The following is a 16,759-nucleotide window of genomic DNA, read 5'->3' on the forward strand; positions in this document are numbered from 1 at the left end:
TGCTCTTGCTTTGTATTAAATATTAAATAAAAGGGCTTTAAAACTGTCATTTCTCTATGTATCTTTGTAGCTACAAATCAAATAGATCAAAATCTTGAAACAAATTACTTCAGTTCAAAATCCATATATAAAATCCTTAGTGCAACTACAGGAAAAGGCTAAAGCACGTAAACAATCTGGAACTTTTTTAATAGAAGGGAAAAGAGAAATTGAAATTGCAGTTAAAGGTGGATATGTTCTGGATCAAATTTTATTTCTTCCAGAGATTATTTCAGAAACCGAAGCATTGCAATTATCAGCAACTGCTGAGTTAATTTCTATAAATAAAGAAGTGTATCAAAAACTAGCTTATAGAGATACTACCGAAGGGGTTTTGGCTGTAGCCAAAACTAAATCCACGCAATTGAATGATCTCAAATTGTCGAAAAACCCTCTAATCCTTATTGCCGAAGCTCCAGAAAAACCGGGAAATATTGGGGCACTATTGCGCACTGCCGATGCCGCTAATCTAGACGCCGTAATCATAGCAAACCCAAAAAGCGACTTGTATAACCCTAATATAGTGCGTTCAAGTGTAGGATGTTTGTTTACCAACCAAATTGCAACTGGAACCACAGCAGAAATTATTGCTTTTTTAAAAGATAAAAAAATCAACTTTTACTGTGCCACCTTACAAAACTCAAACTCCTATCATTTAGAAGACTATACTACACCAACGGCACTAGTTGTAGGAACAGAAGCAACAGGACTTACAGAGGATTGGCGAAATGCAGCAACACAAAACATAATTATCCCAATGCAAGGCGAAATTGATTCTATGAATGTCTCGGTAGCAGCTGCAATACTTATTTTTGAAGCCAAAAGACAAAGAGGTTTTTAAAATTTAAAACTTACTTATGCCCTCTTTTTAAGTCCTAAGAAAATGATAAAACACCTTTTTGATTTGCAAATATTACAATAAATTGCTAAATTTAGTGATTATACAAAGCTGTTATGATAGAAATTGATATCGAGAAAGAAAATAAAGCAATTGCACAAGAATACAAAGAGTTACTAAGAATAAGTTACCAAACCCTAACCGAAGAGGATAAAAAGCTCATTCGTAAAGCATTTGATGTATCTGTTGAAGCCCATAAAGACCAAAGAAGAAAATCTGGTGAAGCCTATATTTTTCATCCGATAGCTGTGGCCAAAATTGTAGCGTCAGAGATTGGTCTTGGAGCAACCTCTATTGCTGCAGCCTTACTGCATGATGTTGTTGAGGATACGCCAACAACTGTCCAAGACATTGAACGCTTATTCAACCCCAAAGTAGCTCAAATTGTAGAGGGATTGACTAAAATCTCATTGGTACAAAAAGACTTGAACGCCTCTTTACAAGCGGAAAATTTCCGTAAAATGATATTAACGCTCAATGATGATGTACGTGTAATATTGATAAAACTCGCCGATAGATTGCACAACATGCAAACAATGGATTCTATGCGAGAGGACAAACAAACCAAAATCGCATCAGAAACGCTTTATATTTATGCTCCACTAGCGCACCGTCTAGGTTTGTATAATATTAAAACCAAACTTGAAGATTTAGGATTAAAATACACTGAACCATCAATTTACAACGAAATTGTAAGTAAAATAAAAGAAACTAAAGAAGAACAAGACGCCTATATTGCTGATATTTCAGATGTTATTAAAACATCATTAGATATTGAGAATGTAGAATATATAATTAAGGGACGACCAAAATCAGTCTATTCCATTCGAAGAAAAATGAAAGCTCAAAATGTAAGTTTTGATGAAGTGTATGATAAATTTGCGTTGCGAATTGTATACAAATCAAATCCTCATGAAGAAAAATTCATTGCTTGGAAAATATATTCTATTGTAACAGATCATTACAGACCTAGTCCCAGTCGTTTACGCGACTGGATATCATCGCCTAAATCAACTGGTTATGAAGCTTTACACATCACTGTTATGGGTCCAAAAGGACGCTGGGTAGAAGTACAAGTACGTAGCGAACGCATGGATGAAATTGCAGAAAAAGGATATGCTGCACACTACAAATACAAAAATGGAGCTACCGAAGAAAGTGGTCTGGATGTATGGCTAAACCTCTTGAAAGAAGCGCTAGAAAACTCTGAAACAAATGCGGTTGACTTTGTAGAGGATTTCAAAATGAATTTATATTCAAAAGAAATTTTTGTCTTTACGCCAAAAGGAGAAATAAAATCATTGCCAAAAGGTGCTACCTCACTAGACTTTGCATTTAGCATACACTCAGAAATTGGAATCAGAACTAGAGGAACGCGTGTAAATGGAAAATTAGTACCACTAAACTTTGAATTAAAAAGTGGAGATCAAATAGAAGTAATCACATCACAACATCAAAAACCTTCTATCAACTGGCTGGATTATGTAACCACTTCAAGGGCAAAAACAAAAATTAAAAATGTTTTAAATGAGAATACTAAAAAAATTGGCGAAGAAGGAAAAGAACTTCTTACACGCAAATTAAAACATTTAAAAATAACATTGAGTGAGCAAGTTATTAATGAGCTCGTTAATTTCTTTAAACTCAAAACAAGTCTTGATTTATTTTACAGAGTAGGAATAGGTGCTATAGAAAATCAGCAACTCAAAGACTACGCTGCTCAAAAAAGCAATACGTTCATTAATTTTTTCAAGAATAAGATAAAACGTTCTCCTAGTCATACATCAGATGAGGACATTCACAAACCTATTATCAGTAGTAATTATGACATGCTTGTTTTTGGAAAAGAACATGACAAGCTGGATTATAAATTATCTCCTTGTTGCAATCCTATTCCTGGGGATGATGTTTTTGGGTTTGTAACTATAAATGAAGGAATAAAAGTTCACAAAAAAGATTGCCCAAATGCAATAGGGATGCAATCTAATTATGCATACAGAATCATGTTCGCAAAATGGATTGACTCTTCTCAAGAAGAATTTAAAGCCATTATCAATATTACGGGAATGGATATACTAGGACTTGCAAATGAACTTACAAAAGTAATTTCGAGCAATATGAATGTAAATATTCAAAGTATTTCACTGAGTACCGATGCAGGTATTTTTCACGGACAAGTAGCAGTTATTGTACAGAACAATACTATTTTGAAAAAAATGATCAGCAACATCAAAAAAATAGATGGTATAGACAAAGTTACAAGAGAATACAAGACCTAATTATTTTACAAACTAATTAGTAGCCAATACCTTCTTTTTATAAATCAAGTGCAATCTTGTATGGATTCAAAAAAGAAAACTTTACATTTTAAACTAAAAAAATTATCTTTGCCAGCATATGACACTTATTGCCACAGACAACTCAAAAAACCAAGAAATCGTACGAAATGTATTTACGATTTATCTTGAAAAAAAAGGGCATCGCAAAACACCAGAGCGATATGCTATCCTACAAGAAATTTATGATAGCGAAGAACATTTTGATGTAGAAAATTTATACATCAAAATGAAAAACAAAAACTACCGTGTGAGTAGGGCAACACTTTACAACACCATTGAGTTACTGCTAGATTGTGCTTTAGTTAGAAAGCATCAGTTTGGTCAAAATCAAGCGCACTATGAAAAATCGTATTTTGACAAACAGCACGATCATATCATTATGACTGATACCGGAGAAGTAATAGAGTTTTGTGATCCAAGAATTCAAACCATCAAAAAAACAATTGAAGAGATTTTTGATATTGAAATCACCAATCACTCGCTTTACCTTTACGGCAATAAAAAACAAAAACAATAAGAGAACACTAGTTCTTAAAATATAAAATTAACTACAAATAACACTTAGAATGACGGTAGATTTATTATTAGGATTACAATGGGGAGATGAGGGGAAAGGAAAAATTGTTGATGTTCTTACTTCTAAATATGATATTATTGCCCGTTTTCAAGGAGGTCCAAATGCAGGCCATACACTTGAATTTGACGGAATAAAACATGTTTTAAGAACTATTCCATCCGGTATTTTTCATAAAACTGCTGTAAACATAATAGGAAACGGAGTTGTTATTGACCCTGTAGTTTTTCAAAAAGAAATTGAAGGCCTAGAAAAATTTAATTTAGATATCAAAAGCAAATTAATAATTTCTAGAAAAGCACACTTAATCTTACCTACTCACCGCTTGCTAGATGCTGCCTCTGAAGCATCAAAAGGGAAAGCTAAAATTGGATCAACCTTAAAAGGTATTGGTCCAACATACATGGATAAAACAGGTAGAAACGGAATTCGTGTGGGTGATATTGAACTCGAAGATTTTGCAGATCGTTACAGAGCATTAGCTGATAAGCATGAAGAGATGATCAAGTTTTACGATGTATCAATTCAATACAATTTAGCTGAAATGGAAACTGAATTCTTTGCAGCAATCGAAGAATTAAAAAAATTAGATTTTATTGACAGCGAAGAATATTTACACCAAGCTCAAAAGGCTGGTAAATCAATCTTGTGCGAAGGTGCTCAAGGTTCTTTACTAGATGTTGATTTTGGGACTTATCCTTTTGTAACATCATCAAACACTACAGCTGCAGGTGCTTGTACTGGTTTAGGTATTGCTCCAAATAAAATTAAAGAAGTTTACGGAATTTTCAAAGCATATGTTACTCGTGTAGGAAGTGGCCCATTCCCAACAGAACTTTTTGATGAGGATGGAGCAACTATGGCACGCGTAGGAAACGAATTTGGATCAGTAACCGGAAGACAAAGACGTTGCGGATGGCTTGACCTTGTGGCATTAAAATATGCTGTACAAGTTAATGGTGTAACGCAATTGATGATGATGAAAGGTGACGTACTTTCTGGATTTGAAACCCTAAAAGTTTGCACGGATTACAATTATAAAGGAGAAAAAATTTCGCATTTCCCGTATAACATTGAACCAGAAAATGTAACTCCAGTTTACCAAGAATTTAAAGGCTGGAAACAAGATTTAACGGGTATGACAACTTATGATGAATTGCCAGTTGAACTAAAAGAGTACATTGCTTTTATAGAAAAAGAAGTTGAGGTGCCGATCAAAATTGTATCTGTAGGTCCAGATAGAAAACAAACGATCTTAAAATAAACATACTAAACGTCCCGATTCAACGGGACGTTTTTTTTGTTCCAATAAATGAATCAAATGAAAAATCCAAATATTAAAATCCAAAATACTGAAATACTTTCTGATAACTGGTATCAACTAAACAAAGTAACATTTGATTATCAAAAAAAAGACAACTCATGGATTACTCAAAAAAGAGAGGTCTATGACAGAGGTAATGGAGCGGCCATATTGTTATACAACACGCATTTTAAAACAGTTGTACTTACAAAGCAGTTCAGACTACCTACCTATTTAAATGGCAATGAAAGCGGGATGATGATTGAAGTTTGCGCAGGACTTCTAGACCAAGACAATCCTGAACAATGCATAATAAGAGAAACTGAAGAAGAAACGGGATACCGAATTTCAAAAGTAAAAAGAATCATGGAAACGTATATGTCACCAGGTGCTGTTACTGAAATTCTCTATTTATTTACTGGTGAATATGATGCTAGCATGAAAGTAAGCGAAGGTGGTGGAGTTGAACATGAGGAGGAAAATATCGAGGTAATTGAAATGCCATTTGAAGTTGCATACGCTATGATTGAAAGTGGTGAATTAAAAGATGCTAAAACAATTATGCTCTTACAATATGCCAAAATAAATAGCCTTTTGTAATGAATAACACTATTAAAGGAGTTTTATTTGCTTTACTAGCTACTTTACTTTGGTCAGGAAATATGGTTATTGCAAGCGGGATCAAAGGACATATCCCTCCTGTTGGCTTAGCATTTTGGCGCTGGGCGGTGGCTTGTATTGTTTTGGCACCATTTGCTTTAAAAACAACTATTGACACAATTTCAACAGTTAAAAAGCACATTAAATACTTAGCACTTACTGCTTTGTTAGGCATCACCATTTTTAACACACTCATCTACTTTGCTGGCAAAACAACTAGTGCTGTAAATTTGTCATTAATTGCGATTTCGATTCCATTATTTATAGTATTGTTGTCCCGTATTGTTTTCAAAGAAAAAGTTTCAACTAAACAAAATATTGGAATTGCAATCATCATAACTGGAGTTTTGGTACTCATTTCCAAAGGATCATTTCAGGCATTACTGCACATACAATTTGCCATTGGAGATGTTTTAATGCTTTTTGCCTGCTTTTTCTTTGCGTGTTACACCATTTTAGTTCGCCAGAAACCAGATGAGTTAACTCCAAAAGTATTTCTATTCAGTGTGTTTGTAATTGGAACTATTTTCCTGCTTCCGATTTACGTCGTAGAACACATTTACTTTAAAAAAGTAACTCTGGATTCAAAAACCATCTTAATTACGGGTTATGTTGCCGTTTGCGCCTCCTTAATTTCATTTTATGTATGGAACGAAGCTATCCGTTTGATAGGCACCTCAAAAACAGCTTTGATTTACTACTTAATCCCAGTATTTAGTGGACTTCTAGCTTATTTATTTCTAAATCAAGAAATTTCACTTTCGCAAATGATCAGTATGGGAATCATTATTTCAGGGTTGTTAATTACCAATAAGAAATAGGATTGGTAACTTATTAAAAAAATTAAAACGTTCTATTTCTTCTTTAAATTCGGCAAAAAGAGCGCTATTATACCAATCAAGGGAAGATAAGCACATATAAAATAAACATGTGTTATACTAGTTTGATCAGCAAGACGGCCTAGTAAAGCAGAACCTAAACCTCCCATTCCAAAAGCAAAACCATAAAACAGTCCTGAAACCATTCCGAGTTTTTTAGGCAATAACTCTTGCGCATAGACTAAAATTGCTGGAAAAGCAGATGACATGATGATCCCAATAAGCACAGATAAAACTCCTGTCCAAAATAAATCTACATACGGCAACAACAAGGTAAAAGGTGCTGCGCCCAAAACAGAGAACCAGATTACATATTTTCTTCCAAACTTATCGCCAATTGGTCCGCCTAAAAGTGTACCTACAGCACATGAAACTAAAAATAAAACCAAATAAAACTGTGCATCTTGAACGGACAATCCGAATTTTTCAATAAGATAAAAGGTAAAATAACTTGACATACTAGCCATATAAAAGAACTTAGAAAAAATCAAAACCAACAAAATTACCACAGCTAAAACAATGGTAGTTTGGGATAAATTTGGTAGAGCAATTACTGTTTTCTTGGTGCTACGCAAACTTAAATGATGCTGGTACCATAAGGCAATTCTACTCAAAACCATTAGGCCAATTAAAGCTGCTATGACAAACCAAATGATATAAAACTGTGAATTAGGAACTACAATTAAAGCAATTAATAAAGGTCCAATGGCAGTCCCAGCATTACCTCCCAACTGAAAAATAGATTGTGCCAAACCGCGCTTGCCTCCAGAAGCTAGAAACGATATTCTAGAAGCTTCGGGATGAAAAATAGAAGATCCTATTCCTACCAAAACAACAGCAATTATAATCATTTCAAAACTAGAAGCGTAGGACAAACATATAATTCCTGACATAGAAAATAACATCCCGAAGATTTGTGAGAAAGGCTTTGGCCTCTTGTCTGTGTACAAACCCACTAATGGCTGCAAAATAGAGGCGGCCAGTTGATAAGCTAACGTAATTAGACCTATTTGCGAAAAAGTCAAATTAAAATTTTGTTTTAAAATGGGATATGATGCCGGAATAACAGCTTGGAGTAAATCGTTTAGTAAATGTGCAAACGCAATAGAAAACAAGATCGAATAAACGGTTTGCTGTGCAATAGGATTTGTATCTTGTTGGGATACCGAATTAGTAGATGTATTCATATTCAAAAAATAGATAAACGTATAAAAAATTTAGTTGTGATAAATCAGTTCAAATGAATTGTACTAAAAAATACCAAAACAACAAAGTGACAAACGATAATGGGATTCCAAAACCAACCATCATGCTGCTTAAACGAGGTTTTAAACCATGAGAAGCAGATAAAATACAAGCTGTAATCATAGGAGCCATCGCAGCTTCCATGATTGCTACTTGAATAATTTTAGAATGCTGTTGCAGAAGCACTACATACAAAAAATATAGGAGTGCAGGAGTTAGGATTAATTTATAAAGAAGTCCGAGTCCTAAAAAACGCCAATGTTGACTTTTACGTTCAAATTTTAATTGCAGTCCTACTGATAACAATGCTATTGGTGTTACGCCACTTCCTACTTTTTGCAATCCAAATTGAAGCGTATCAATAAAATCATATCCTAAAATATTCATGACACAAGCAATTATAAATGTAATGAAAGGCGGAAAAAAAAGGATTTTTTTTAAAATATCAAATCCATTAGATTGACTACTAGAATACATGGTAGCAACTAGAATACCTAGTGTAGAAAGTACTACAAAAGATCCTGGTTGATCTACTAAAATAGCTGTTTTCAATCCTTCTTCACCATACAAAGCCTCAATTATGGGGAATCCTAAAAACGATGTGTTTCCTAATCCTGCTGTCAGAATCAAACATCCAATAAGTTTATTAGACCAACCAAATTTTCTTCCAAGCAAAGTAAAAAAGAGATACGCGCCGATAAAGCCTATCCAAGCCACACCAATAGGAAAAAGCAACTCCGTACTCCATTTTATTTTAGGGATGTAAAATAATGCAAGCGCAGGAAGACAAATATAAATTACAATTTTATTCAGGAATTTATAAATGTCTACTGGAAATCCTTTGCAATGTTGCAAAATAATACCGAGTACTAAAAAAACAAAAATTAATATAAAATTGGTCATAGCTTAATTTACTACAAAAGTACCCCTATTTTATGAATTGAATCAAATGAATTTACAAATAGGCAAATGAAGAAGAAAAAAAACATTTTAAAATTGGTAAATTAAAAATACATCGTATATTTGTAACATATTTTATTACAGTATGATTTCAGGTAAGTTTGCTATAACCATTCACATTCTCACATTGCTGCATCAATTTCCTGAGGAATATCTATCCTCAGAGTTCTTGGCGTCGAGTATGAATGTACACCCCGTTTTGGTTCGGAAAGAGATAGCAAACCTTAAAAAAAATAATATTGTAGTTAGTAAAGAAGGTAAAAATGGAGGTAGTAAATTATCCGTTTCAGCAGCTTCCCTTACTTTAGATACCATATTTAAAATGACTTTTGAAACCGTTAACTTAGGCTATGCAAAAAACACGCCCAATCCAAAATGCCCTATCGGAAGAAAAATGAATGAAAAACTATCTGATTTGTATGATGAGATCAACACTAAAATCAGCTCTGAATTGAGCAACATAACACTCGAAAAATTTTCGAATCAATTTTAAACTTTTTTTTAACTAAAACTGTAACATTTTTTATTACTTATTAAAACCCAACATTATGAAAATTGCTATTATTGGCGCCACAGGATTTGTGGGCACTGCTATTTTAAACGAATTGACATCACGTAATCATGAAATTACTGCAATTGCGAGAAACCCAAAAGACGAAAATAATGAACTCGTAAAATGGATTAAGGCCAATGCCCATGTTGAAACGGAATTACTTGAGGCCATTACAGGAAATGATCTTGTGATTAACGCCTATAGTGCAGGCTGGACCAATCCTAACTTTTACAACGATTTTCTTGAAGCCTCAAAAACAATTCAGGAAGCAGTAAAAAAATCAGATGTAAAACGATTTCTTACTATTGGAGGTGGCGGTAGTTTGTACGTTGCGCCGAATGTTCAAGCTGTTGACACACCTGATTTCCCTAAAGAATATTATACGGGCGCTACCGCTGCTCGGGATTATTTGAATCATATTAAAGAGGAAAAAGAACTAGATTGGGCTTTTTTCAGTCCTGCTTTGGAGATGCATCAGGGCATAACTACAGGAAGAACGGGCAAATACCGTCTGGGTTTAGAAAATCCTATCTTTAATGAAGATAATAGAAGCATCCTATCTGTAGAGGATCTTGCAGTTGTTATTGCCGATGAAGCTGAAGAACCAAAGCATCATCAAGTACGATTTACAGCGGCATATTAGTACACAACTAGCATCTAAAAAAACAGTTTCAAAAAGTAAAAGCTTATTTGAAACTGTTTTTGTTTTTAGTACTTTTACAGTTCAACGCTACCATATTTTGGAACAAAAAAACAAAAACCCAAGCGCACTTCACGAAAAACCCGGAATTGCTCCTCCTGACATGATAAGCACATCATCTGTTGGAACCATTCAGCGTTTTAGAAAAATACAGCCGTCCGCAAAAGAACTTGTTGAAGGTATTCTAGCAGGAAACATTGCAGCCTTGAGCCGTGCCATTACGTTGATAGAAAGTACCAGCAGTACTCATTTGGCTAAAGCCAATGAAGTAATCACAGCTTGCTTACCGCACGCCAATAAATCGGTGCGAATTGGAATTACAGGTGTTCCCGGTGTTGGAAAAAGTACTTTTATTGAGGCGTTTGGAAAATACTTAACTAGTTTAGGAAAAAAAGTTGCTGTACTTGCCGTTGATCCTAGCAGTACTATTTCACACGGAAGTATTCTGGGTGATAAAACTCGTATGGAAGAATTGGTCAAAGATAAAAATGCGTTTATCCGTCCATCAGCTTCAGGAGAAACATTAGGAGGCGTTGCCCGTAAAACTCGTGAAACCATTACACTTTGTGAAGCTGCAGGTTTTGATATTATTATTATAGAAACTGTTGGCGTAGGCCAAAGCGAAACGGCTGTTCACAGTATGGTCGATTTTTTTCTGTTGTTAAAAATATCTGGTGCAGGCGATGAATTACAAGGCATTAAACGCGGGATTATGGAAATGGCAGATGCTATTGTGATCAACAAAGCCGATGGCGATAATATCAAAAGAGCCAATCTTGCCAAATTAGAATTCAACAGAGCTTTGCATCTTTTTCCAGCCAAAAAATCAGGCTGGACACCAACCACGGCAGCTTGTAGCGCCATAACACAAGAAGGAATAAGCGAAGTTTGGACCACCATCGAAAAATTCTTAAGCCTAACCAAAAGCAATGCCTATTTTTTTGAAAAAAGAAAGGAACAAAATCAATATTGGATGCTTGAAACGATCAACGAGCAATTGAAAACCAATTTTTTCAGCAATCCAGAAATCCAAAAATCATTAACATCTACAAAAAAAGCGGTACAAAATGATGAAATTTCACCCTTTGCAGCCGCTCAAAAATTATTAGAAACCTATTTCAAAAAAGAGTAAAACTTACTCTTTTTCGTAGCGTTCCATTTCCCGGTCATAAAACTCATTGGCAAGAACGATTAATCCTTCCATTTCAGTATTTAATTCAGCTTCATCTAAATCCTCGGCTTCTTCCATAAACTCTACCTCATCGTCTTTCAGATTAATTATAAATCTTGGATAGTCTAAGTGTATGATAAAAATATCTTCGGGAAAATCAGTATTGTCTCCTAGTAAAAATTTTGGTAATTCCATTATGTATTATTTTATTGATTCGTTTTACAATTCACCATTTAAGTGCGTTTTCTTTAGTTCCACCACAACTTCAAAAATCTATTTATCTGAAAGAATTATGGGTGCACTTCCTCTTCCATTCATAAAAATAATTTTTGTATTTGATGAGGCAGCTAATTCTTTTTGTGCCTTTATTTGCTCGTATTGCAATTGTTTATCTGATAATCCCGTCGAAATAATACGCTGATAATCTGCAATACCTTGTGCTTCTACTCTTTTACGTTCGGCCTCTTGTTTTTCTTTCTGCAACACAAACGTCATTTTTTGCGCATCTTGCTCTGCGTTAATTTTACTTTCAATAGAAGCTTTTACTGATGCTGGTAAGTTTATATTTCGAATAAGCAGTTGCTCTAGAACCAAACCTCTAGCTTTGAAATCAGCTTCAATGGTTTTAAAAATACGTTGTTGAAATTCATTTCTTTTTGTTGAATACAAAGCTACAGCATCATAATAAACAGCATTGTCTCTAATACGCGTTCTAGTTACTGGTCTAACAATTTTATCTGAATAGTTTACACCAATTTCTTTAAAGATTTTTGGAGCAGATTCTGGAGAAATTCTGAATAGAACGGTCAAATCGATGACTACTTCCAGTCCATCATTAGAAAGAACACGAATGGCATCATCACCTTGCTGAGCCCCTTCACTATGAACGGCAGACATGGTATAATTTTGTGTTTGAATATCAAATTCAGTCACATCCATAAGCGGATTAATCAAACTCAATCCACTTTCTAAGATATCAGACTGCACACTTCCATAAAGCGACTTTACGCCGACTTTACCAGCATCAATTTGTTTGAAAACCGCCGAAACAACGCCTAAGAAAATCAATAGTACACCTACAGCTTTTAGAGCTACTGAATATTTAGAGAAAGAATTTGATGTAGTATTTAATGTAAAACTAAAAACTAGAAGAACAACTCCAAGAATAATAAATACAATCATTTTGTTAGGGATTAAGTTTATATCCTTGTTATACGGAAATAGAAATAAGAAGTTACAATGTACGAAAAAATTTAACTTTGATGTTGTTGCATTGCCAACTTCTTAGTCAATCTTGCAAAGCGAATATACAAAAATAATGCAGCAATCGTCAAACCTGCCAAAAGTCCTATCCAGATACCCACCGCTTTGAGTTCTGTGTACTTCCCTAAATAATAGGATATAGGAAAGCCTACAACCCAATAGGCTACAAAGGTAATGTACATAGGGATTTTTACATCTTGAAGACCTCTAAGTGCACCCAAAACAACTACTTGAATTCCATCTGAAATTTGAAATATAGCGGCAATCAATAATAGTTTTGAAGTTATTGCTATAATTTCATTATTATCAACTAGTTGACTCGCATCGGACATGTTTAAGAAAAAATGTGGTAACACTTGATGAAAAATAACAAATAAAATCGCAAAAAATATTTCTAGTAAAATAGCTAAAATAAAAATAGAGCGCGCTACTACAATAAGTTGCTTAAAATCATTCAATCCCTTGGTATTACTTACTCGTATCATGGCTGTAACACTAAGTCCCAAAGCTACCATAAAGGTTGATGATGCCAGGATTAATGCAATTTGATTTGCAGCTTGACTATTTTTTCCCAATGATCCAGAGAGCCAAATTGCCGCCGTAAATAAAGTAACCTCAAAAAGCATTTGCATGGCTGAGGGCATTCCTAAATTAATGATTTTTTTAAGAATCGATTTTTTTATTTCTTTGAAACTAAAATTCTTAAAGTATTTTTTCAAATCGGCGTTTCTTTTCATCAGATAATGCATAAAAACGACCATCATGATTCGGGATAAAACCGTTCCTAATGCTGCACCTAAAATTCCTAATTTTGGAAAAATCCAGATTCCATAAATCAATACGTAGTTAAAAAAGATATGCACCACGTTCGCCAGCAAAATGGCATACATAGAGTATTTAGTTTTTGATAAACCATCTGCAAACTGCTTGTATCCTTGGTACATAATTACCGGAATCATAGAAAAAGCAACCCAATCAATATAAGGCGCAGCAAGATCAGCCACTTCTTTGGGCTGTTGCATGATATACATTACCTGCTTAGAAAGCACTGTAACCACAAACAATACAAATCCCAAAATGGTACATAGCAATAATCCGTGATGAAAAGTAGTTCGGATTTTTTGATTGTCTTTTTCAGCATCGGCCTCTGCAATAAGCGGTGTTATTGCTGTAGAAAACCCAATACCAATAGACATTGCAATAAAAATAAAACTATTTCCAAGTGAAACAGCTGCTAATTCAGTAGAGCCTAATTTCCCCACCATAAAATTATCTACAATACCTATTAATGTATGCCCCAACATTCCTAGAATAACAGGATAGGCTAATTTGATGTTATAAGAAAACTCTTTGACGTACTGCGATAAATTCACTTTATTCTTTTTTGATGACAAAGATAATAGAAGCTTTTAATTCTAGCTTTACAATTGCATTATTAAACTAGCTTTTTTCATTATTACTCCCCAAAACAAGAAATTCTGTAACAAACCCGTTAAATTGTATAACATGTCTACAAAACTCCAAGTCTATATTTGTACCGTTGTATTGCACGAATAACAAAAGCAAAATGACACAAAATATTAATATTAAATTTTACAATTATGACAATCGCAGGAAAAATTAAAACAGGATTTTTAGTAGCAGTAGCAATGATGTTTGCTTCAACAACTCAAGCACAAGAAACAAACACAGCAGAAAATTACGATCAAGGTTTCCGTTTAGGTGTAGGATTAAATGCAGGTTACTCAACTAATGATCCATACAAACTATCCCTTGGAGCTGACGTAAGAGGTCAGTATGATTTATCAAAAAGATACTCTTTGACTTTAACTACAGGATATACCAATTTATTTCAAAGTAAAGCAGATGGATTTCCTGGACAAACAGAAGGAAAAGATTTAGGTTTAATCCCAGCTAAAGCAGGTTTCAAAGCATTTGTTTGGAATGATCAATTTTACTTAATGGGTGAAGCAGGTGCTGCATTTGCAGTAAGTAATGTAGACAATACAAGAGATAAAACATCTTTATTGTTGTCTCCAAGTATAGGATATGCTACTAAATATATCGATGTATCGTTGAACTATACACATTACAATCATTTTGATCGTTTAAACAACAATGGAACTCTTGGTAGAGGAGTTGGACAAGTTGGAGTACGTTTAGCTTACGGTTTTCAACTATAAGACCTCTTAGAATTAGTTACAAAAAAAATGCGCTGAATTTCAGCGCATTTTTTTTGTCTATTCCTTTTCTAACATTTCTTTATACAGTTCCATATTAGCCTTGACCTTATCATCCATCTCTGGCTCCTTAATATCAGTGTGTTTTTGCATTTCTTCCCAAATAATCTTAGCCACAATATAACGTGCCATTTCCTTATCATCGGCTGGAACTACATACCATGGCGCATGCTCAGAACTTGTCTTGTTTATGGCTTCTTCATAAAAATGCATATAATTATCCCATTGATCACGCTCTTTCAAATCTCCTACCGAAAATTTCCAGTTGTGTTCCCTCTCTTCTAAACGGCGCAACAAGCGCTGCCTTTGCTCCTCTTTACTCAAATGCAAAAAGAACTTTAGCATAATGGTTCCATTTTGCGTAATATGCTTCTCAAAATTTTTGATCTGCTCCATTCTATTTTCCCAAAACTCCGGCGTAATGTCTGCTACGTTTTCAATTCCAGGTAGATTTTCGTTCAAAATATACTCAGGATGCACTCTCGTCACCAATACATTTTCATAATGTGATCTATTAAACACAGCAAACTTACCTTTTTCAGGTAAAACTAAGTAATGCCTCCACAAATAATCATGCTCTAATTCAGTAGAATTGGGCGTTTTAAAACTATGCACAACCACTCCTCTCGAGTTAAATTCCTTGAAAACTTCCCGAATCAAACTGTCCTTTCCTGAAGTATCCATTCCTTGCAAACAAATCAAAACACCATACCTATTGTGCGCATACATGACATCTTGCAAGGCACTTAATTTTTCAGTGACATTCTTTAATTTATCTTCTTTTTTTTCATCGCTGGCACCAATTTCTAAATTGGTTGGCAATTTTGACAACTTAATTTTGTCAACAACTTTAAAATCATCCGGATTTATAGACTTCATAGGAAATAATTTATCTTTACTTCTCAAATATAACAAATTACAAGTAGCTTTTTCCTGCTGTACGCTTGAATCTTTTCCTCCGCCAAAAAAAGGCGTTCGTAAAAGGATAACGCTTCCATCAGGGCTAGGGACTTGCTGCAAAAACACAAATAATGGAAAAATTCAAACTCGAAATTCTCTTGCATATCATCGGTATTGGTTCAGCTTCAGGACTAATCTATAAAGACAATTCCCTACTAATAATAGGAGATAACAGCGGATTCCTTTATGAATATCAATTGGATTCTAAAGACTTAAAACGCCATCCATTGCTCGAAAATCCTATTGAAAACACCCCTAAAAAAGACAAAGCCGATTTTGAAGCTATCGCATACTTTGCCGATAGTCTTTATGTTTTTGGCTCTGGATCAACCGCAAATAGGAACAAAATGATTCAGCTAAACGATGCCGATAAAAAAATAATTGCAACTCACGATCTAACCGATTTATATGCTGTCATGCAAAACTTTGGCGGAATCAATCCCGAAGATTTCAATATCGAAGGTGCCACGTATAATGGTCAAAATTGGTATTTATTGAACCGCGGTAACGGAATTTCGAATAAAAATGTACTTTTTACCATAGCTGGCAAAAACCTAACAAACGATTTTCAAATTCTTTCCAATACTTACAAATTACCTAAAATAAAAGGAGTACGCAGCAGCTTTACCGATGCGATTCTTGTAGACGATACGCTTTATTTTTTGGCCACAGCCGAAGATACAAAATCGACGTATGACGATGGAGAAGTTTTAGGAAGCTTAATTGGGAGCATCGACTTGAAAACCATGAAAATCAATTTCACACAAAAAATTAGCGATACCCATAAATTCGAAGGATTGACTTTATACACCAATTCAAAAGAAAAAATTGAGTTCCTGCTTTGTGAAGACAAAGACACTGAAGTTTTAGAAACGTATATTTATAAATTATCCTTTTCAAAACAATAAATCAAAAAATATTTTATCTCCATCCCAACCTTTTTCATTTTTTTAATCTCTTTAGTAGAAAGACATAA

General features: G+C 34.3%; 17 protein-coding genes. 11 read left to right on the top strand and 6 right to left on the bottom strand.

What is annotated here, in order from left to right; all coding sequences use genetic code 11:
* Positions 1–94: 94 nt before the first annotated feature.
* From IQ05_RS00820 to IQ05_RS00845, 6 genes are all read left to right on the top strand, one after another.
* Positions 95–880 (top strand): TrmH family RNA methyltransferase, encoded by a 786-nt coding sequence (locus IQ05_RS00820; protein ID WP_144889027.1) that lies wholly within the window; start codon positions 95–97, stop codon positions 878–880.
* Positions 881–993: 113 nt separating this feature from the next.
* On the top strand, positions 994–3,216 hold the full coding sequence (locus IQ05_RS00825; protein ID WP_144889028.1) for a RelA/SpoT family protein: 2,223 nt from the start codon (positions 994–996) through the stop codon (positions 3,214–3,216).
* Between the two features lie 118 nt (positions 3,217–3,334).
* Positions 3,335–3,793 (top strand): Fur family transcriptional regulator, encoded by a 459-nt coding sequence (locus IQ05_RS00830; RefSeq protein WP_086453606.1) that lies wholly within the window; start codon positions 3,335–3,337, stop codon positions 3,791–3,793.
* A gap of 49 nt (positions 3,794–3,842) precedes the next feature.
* Positions 3,843–5,114 carry an adenylosuccinate synthase gene (locus IQ05_RS00835; RefSeq protein ID WP_144889029.1) on the top strand — a complete coding sequence of 424 codons (1,272 nt, stop codon included), beginning with the start codon at positions 3,843–3,845 and terminating at the stop codon, positions 5,112–5,114.
* 57 nt (positions 5,115–5,171) lie between these two features.
* Positions 5,172–5,753, top strand: a complete 582-nt coding sequence (gene nudK, locus IQ05_RS00840) for a GDP-mannose pyrophosphatase NudK (protein WP_144889030.1) — start codon at positions 5,172–5,174, stop codon at positions 5,751–5,753.
* Positions 5,753–6,634 carry a DMT family transporter gene (locus tag IQ05_RS00845; RefSeq protein ID WP_144889031.1) on the top strand — a complete coding sequence of 294 codons (882 nt, stop codon included), beginning with the start codon at positions 5,753–5,755 and terminating at the stop codon, positions 6,632–6,634. Before nudK ends, IQ05_RS00845 begins: the two co-directional genes overlap by 1 nt.
* A gap of 32 nt (positions 6,635–6,666) precedes the next feature.
* Here the strand turns inward: IQ05_RS00845 and IQ05_RS00850 are convergent, their stop codons facing one another.
* Together IQ05_RS00850 and IQ05_RS00855 are read right to left on the bottom strand one after the other, a co-directional pair.
* Positions 6,667–7,878, bottom strand: a complete 1,212-nt coding sequence (locus IQ05_RS00850; protein WP_144889032.1) for an MFS transporter — start codon at positions 7,876–7,878, stop codon at positions 6,667–6,669.
* A gap of 49 nt (positions 7,879–7,927) precedes the next feature.
* Positions 7,928–8,839: an AEC family transporter gene (locus IQ05_RS00855; protein WP_144889033.1), complete on the bottom strand. Its 912-nt coding sequence runs from the start codon at positions 8,837–8,839 to the stop codon at positions 7,928–7,930.
* A gap of 142 nt (positions 8,840–8,981) precedes the next feature.
* Between IQ05_RS00855 and IQ05_RS00860 the strand changes: the two genes are divergently transcribed.
* Genes IQ05_RS00860 through meaB form a run of 3 tightly spaced genes read left to right on the top strand, consistent with a single transcriptional unit; the run spans position 8,982 to position 11,281 of the window.
* The gene (locus tag IQ05_RS00860; protein ID WP_144889034.1) at positions 8,982–9,389 is read left to right on the top strand and encodes an RrF2 family transcriptional regulator; all 408 of its coding nucleotides are present in this window, start codon (positions 8,982–8,984) and stop codon (positions 9,387–9,389) included.
* A gap of 55 nt (positions 9,390–9,444) precedes the next feature.
* On the top strand, positions 9,445–10,092 hold the full coding sequence (locus IQ05_RS00865) for an NAD(P)-dependent oxidoreductase (protein ID WP_144889035.1): 648 nt from the start codon (positions 9,445–9,447) through the stop codon (positions 10,090–10,092).
* Positions 10,040–11,281 (top strand): methylmalonyl Co-A mutase-associated GTPase MeaB, encoded by a 1,242-nt coding sequence (gene meaB / locus IQ05_RS00870; RefSeq protein ID WP_167496914.1) that lies wholly within the window; start codon positions 10,040–10,042, stop codon positions 11,279–11,281. The genes IQ05_RS00865 and meaB overlap by 53 nt, the downstream gene beginning before the upstream one ends.
* A gap of 3 nt (positions 11,282–11,284) precedes the next feature.
* On the opposite strand, the gene IQ05_RS00875 is transcribed toward meaB, so the two are convergent.
* From IQ05_RS00875 to IQ05_RS00885, 3 genes are all read right to left on the bottom strand, one after another.
* A complete protein-coding gene (locus tag IQ05_RS00875; protein WP_086453598.1) occupies positions 11,285–11,515 on the bottom strand; it encodes a hypothetical protein in 231 nt (76 codons plus the stop codon).
* A 78-nt stretch (positions 11,516–11,593) separates the two neighbouring features.
* Complete coding sequence (locus tag IQ05_RS00880) at positions 11,594–12,502, bottom strand: prohibitin family protein (RefSeq protein WP_144889036.1); 909 nt, start codon at positions 12,500–12,502, stop codon at positions 11,594–11,596.
* 71 nt (positions 12,503–12,573) lie between these two features.
* Positions 12,574–13,956, bottom strand: coding sequence for an MATE family efflux transporter (locus IQ05_RS00885; RefSeq protein ID WP_144889037.1), 1,383 nt, complete (start codon positions 13,954–13,956; stop codon positions 12,574–12,576).
* A gap of 228 nt (positions 13,957–14,184) precedes the next feature.
* Here IQ05_RS00885 and IQ05_RS00890 point away from each other — a divergent pair, with 228 nt between their 5' ends.
* Positions 14,185–14,766 (top strand): hypothetical protein, encoded by a 582-nt coding sequence (locus IQ05_RS00890; protein WP_144889038.1) that lies wholly within the window; start codon positions 14,185–14,187, stop codon positions 14,764–14,766.
* Between the two features lie 57 nt (positions 14,767–14,823).
* On the opposite strand, the gene IQ05_RS00895 is transcribed toward IQ05_RS00890, so the two are convergent.
* Positions 14,824–15,702, bottom strand: coding sequence for a PPK2 family polyphosphate kinase (locus IQ05_RS00895; RefSeq protein WP_144889195.1), 879 nt, complete (start codon positions 15,700–15,702; stop codon positions 14,824–14,826).
* Positions 15,703–15,854: 152 nt separating this feature from the next.
* Here IQ05_RS00895 and IQ05_RS00900 point away from each other — a divergent pair, with 152 nt between their 5' ends.
* Complete coding sequence (locus IQ05_RS00900; protein WP_144889039.1) at positions 15,855–16,691, top strand: DUF6929 family protein; 837 nt, start codon at positions 15,855–15,857, stop codon at positions 16,689–16,691.
* The last annotated feature ends 68 nt before the right edge of the window (positions 16,692–16,759 follow it).

Source organism: Flavobacterium tiangeerense, assembly GCF_007830355.1.
Classification (GTDB): domain Bacteria; phylum Bacteroidota; class Bacteroidia; order Flavobacteriales; family Flavobacteriaceae; genus Flavobacterium; species Flavobacterium tiangeerense.

Excerpts from the sequence above, each read along its gene's own strand:
- IQ05_RS00825 (WP_144889028.1), top strand. The coding sequence starts at position 994 with ATGATAGAAATTGATATCGAGAAAGAAAATAAAGCAATTGCACAAGAA.
- IQ05_RS00830 (WP_086453606.1), top strand. The coding sequence starts at position 3,335 with ATGACACTTATTGCCACAGACAACTCAAAAAACCAAGAAATCGTACGA.
- IQ05_RS00835 (WP_144889029.1), top strand. The coding sequence starts at position 3,843 with ATGACGGTAGATTTATTATTAGGATTACAATGGGGAGATGAGGGGAAA.
- nudK (WP_144889030.1), top strand. The coding sequence starts at position 5,172 with ATGAAAAATCCAAATATTAAAATCCAAAATACTGAAATACTTTCTGAT.
- IQ05_RS00845 (WP_144889031.1), top strand. The coding sequence starts at position 5,753 with ATGAATAACACTATTAAAGGAGTTTTATTTGCTTTACTAGCTACTTTA.
- IQ05_RS00850 (WP_144889032.1), bottom strand. The coding sequence starts at position 7,878 with ATGAATACATCTACTAATTCGGTATCCCAACAAGATACAAATCCTATT.
- IQ05_RS00855 (WP_144889033.1), bottom strand. The coding sequence starts at position 8,839 with ATGACCAATTTTATATTAATTTTTGTTTTTTTAGTACTCGGTATTATT.
- IQ05_RS00860 (WP_144889034.1), top strand. The coding sequence starts at position 8,982 with ATGATTTCAGGTAAGTTTGCTATAACCATTCACATTCTCACATTGCTG.
- IQ05_RS00865 (WP_144889035.1), top strand. The coding sequence starts at position 9,445 with ATGAAAATTGCTATTATTGGCGCCACAGGATTTGTGGGCACTGCTATT.
- meaB (WP_167496914.1), top strand. The coding sequence starts at position 10,040 with ATGAAGCTGAAGAACCAAAGCATCATCAAGTACGATTTACAGCGGCAT.
- IQ05_RS00875 (WP_086453598.1), bottom strand. The coding sequence starts at position 11,515 with ATGGAATTACCAAAATTTTTACTAGGAGACAATACTGATTTTCCCGAA.
- IQ05_RS00880 (WP_144889036.1), bottom strand. The coding sequence starts at position 12,502 with ATGATTGTATTTATTATTCTTGGAGTTGTTCTTCTAGTTTTTAGTTTT.
- IQ05_RS00890 (WP_144889038.1), top strand. The coding sequence starts at position 14,185 with ATGACAATCGCAGGAAAAATTAAAACAGGATTTTTAGTAGCAGTAGCA.
- IQ05_RS00895 (WP_144889195.1), bottom strand. The coding sequence starts at position 15,702 with ATGAAGTCTATAAATCCGGATGATTTTAAAGTTGTTGACAAAATTAAG.
- IQ05_RS00900 (WP_144889039.1), top strand. The coding sequence starts at position 15,855 with ATGGAAAAATTCAAACTCGAAATTCTCTTGCATATCATCGGTATTGGT.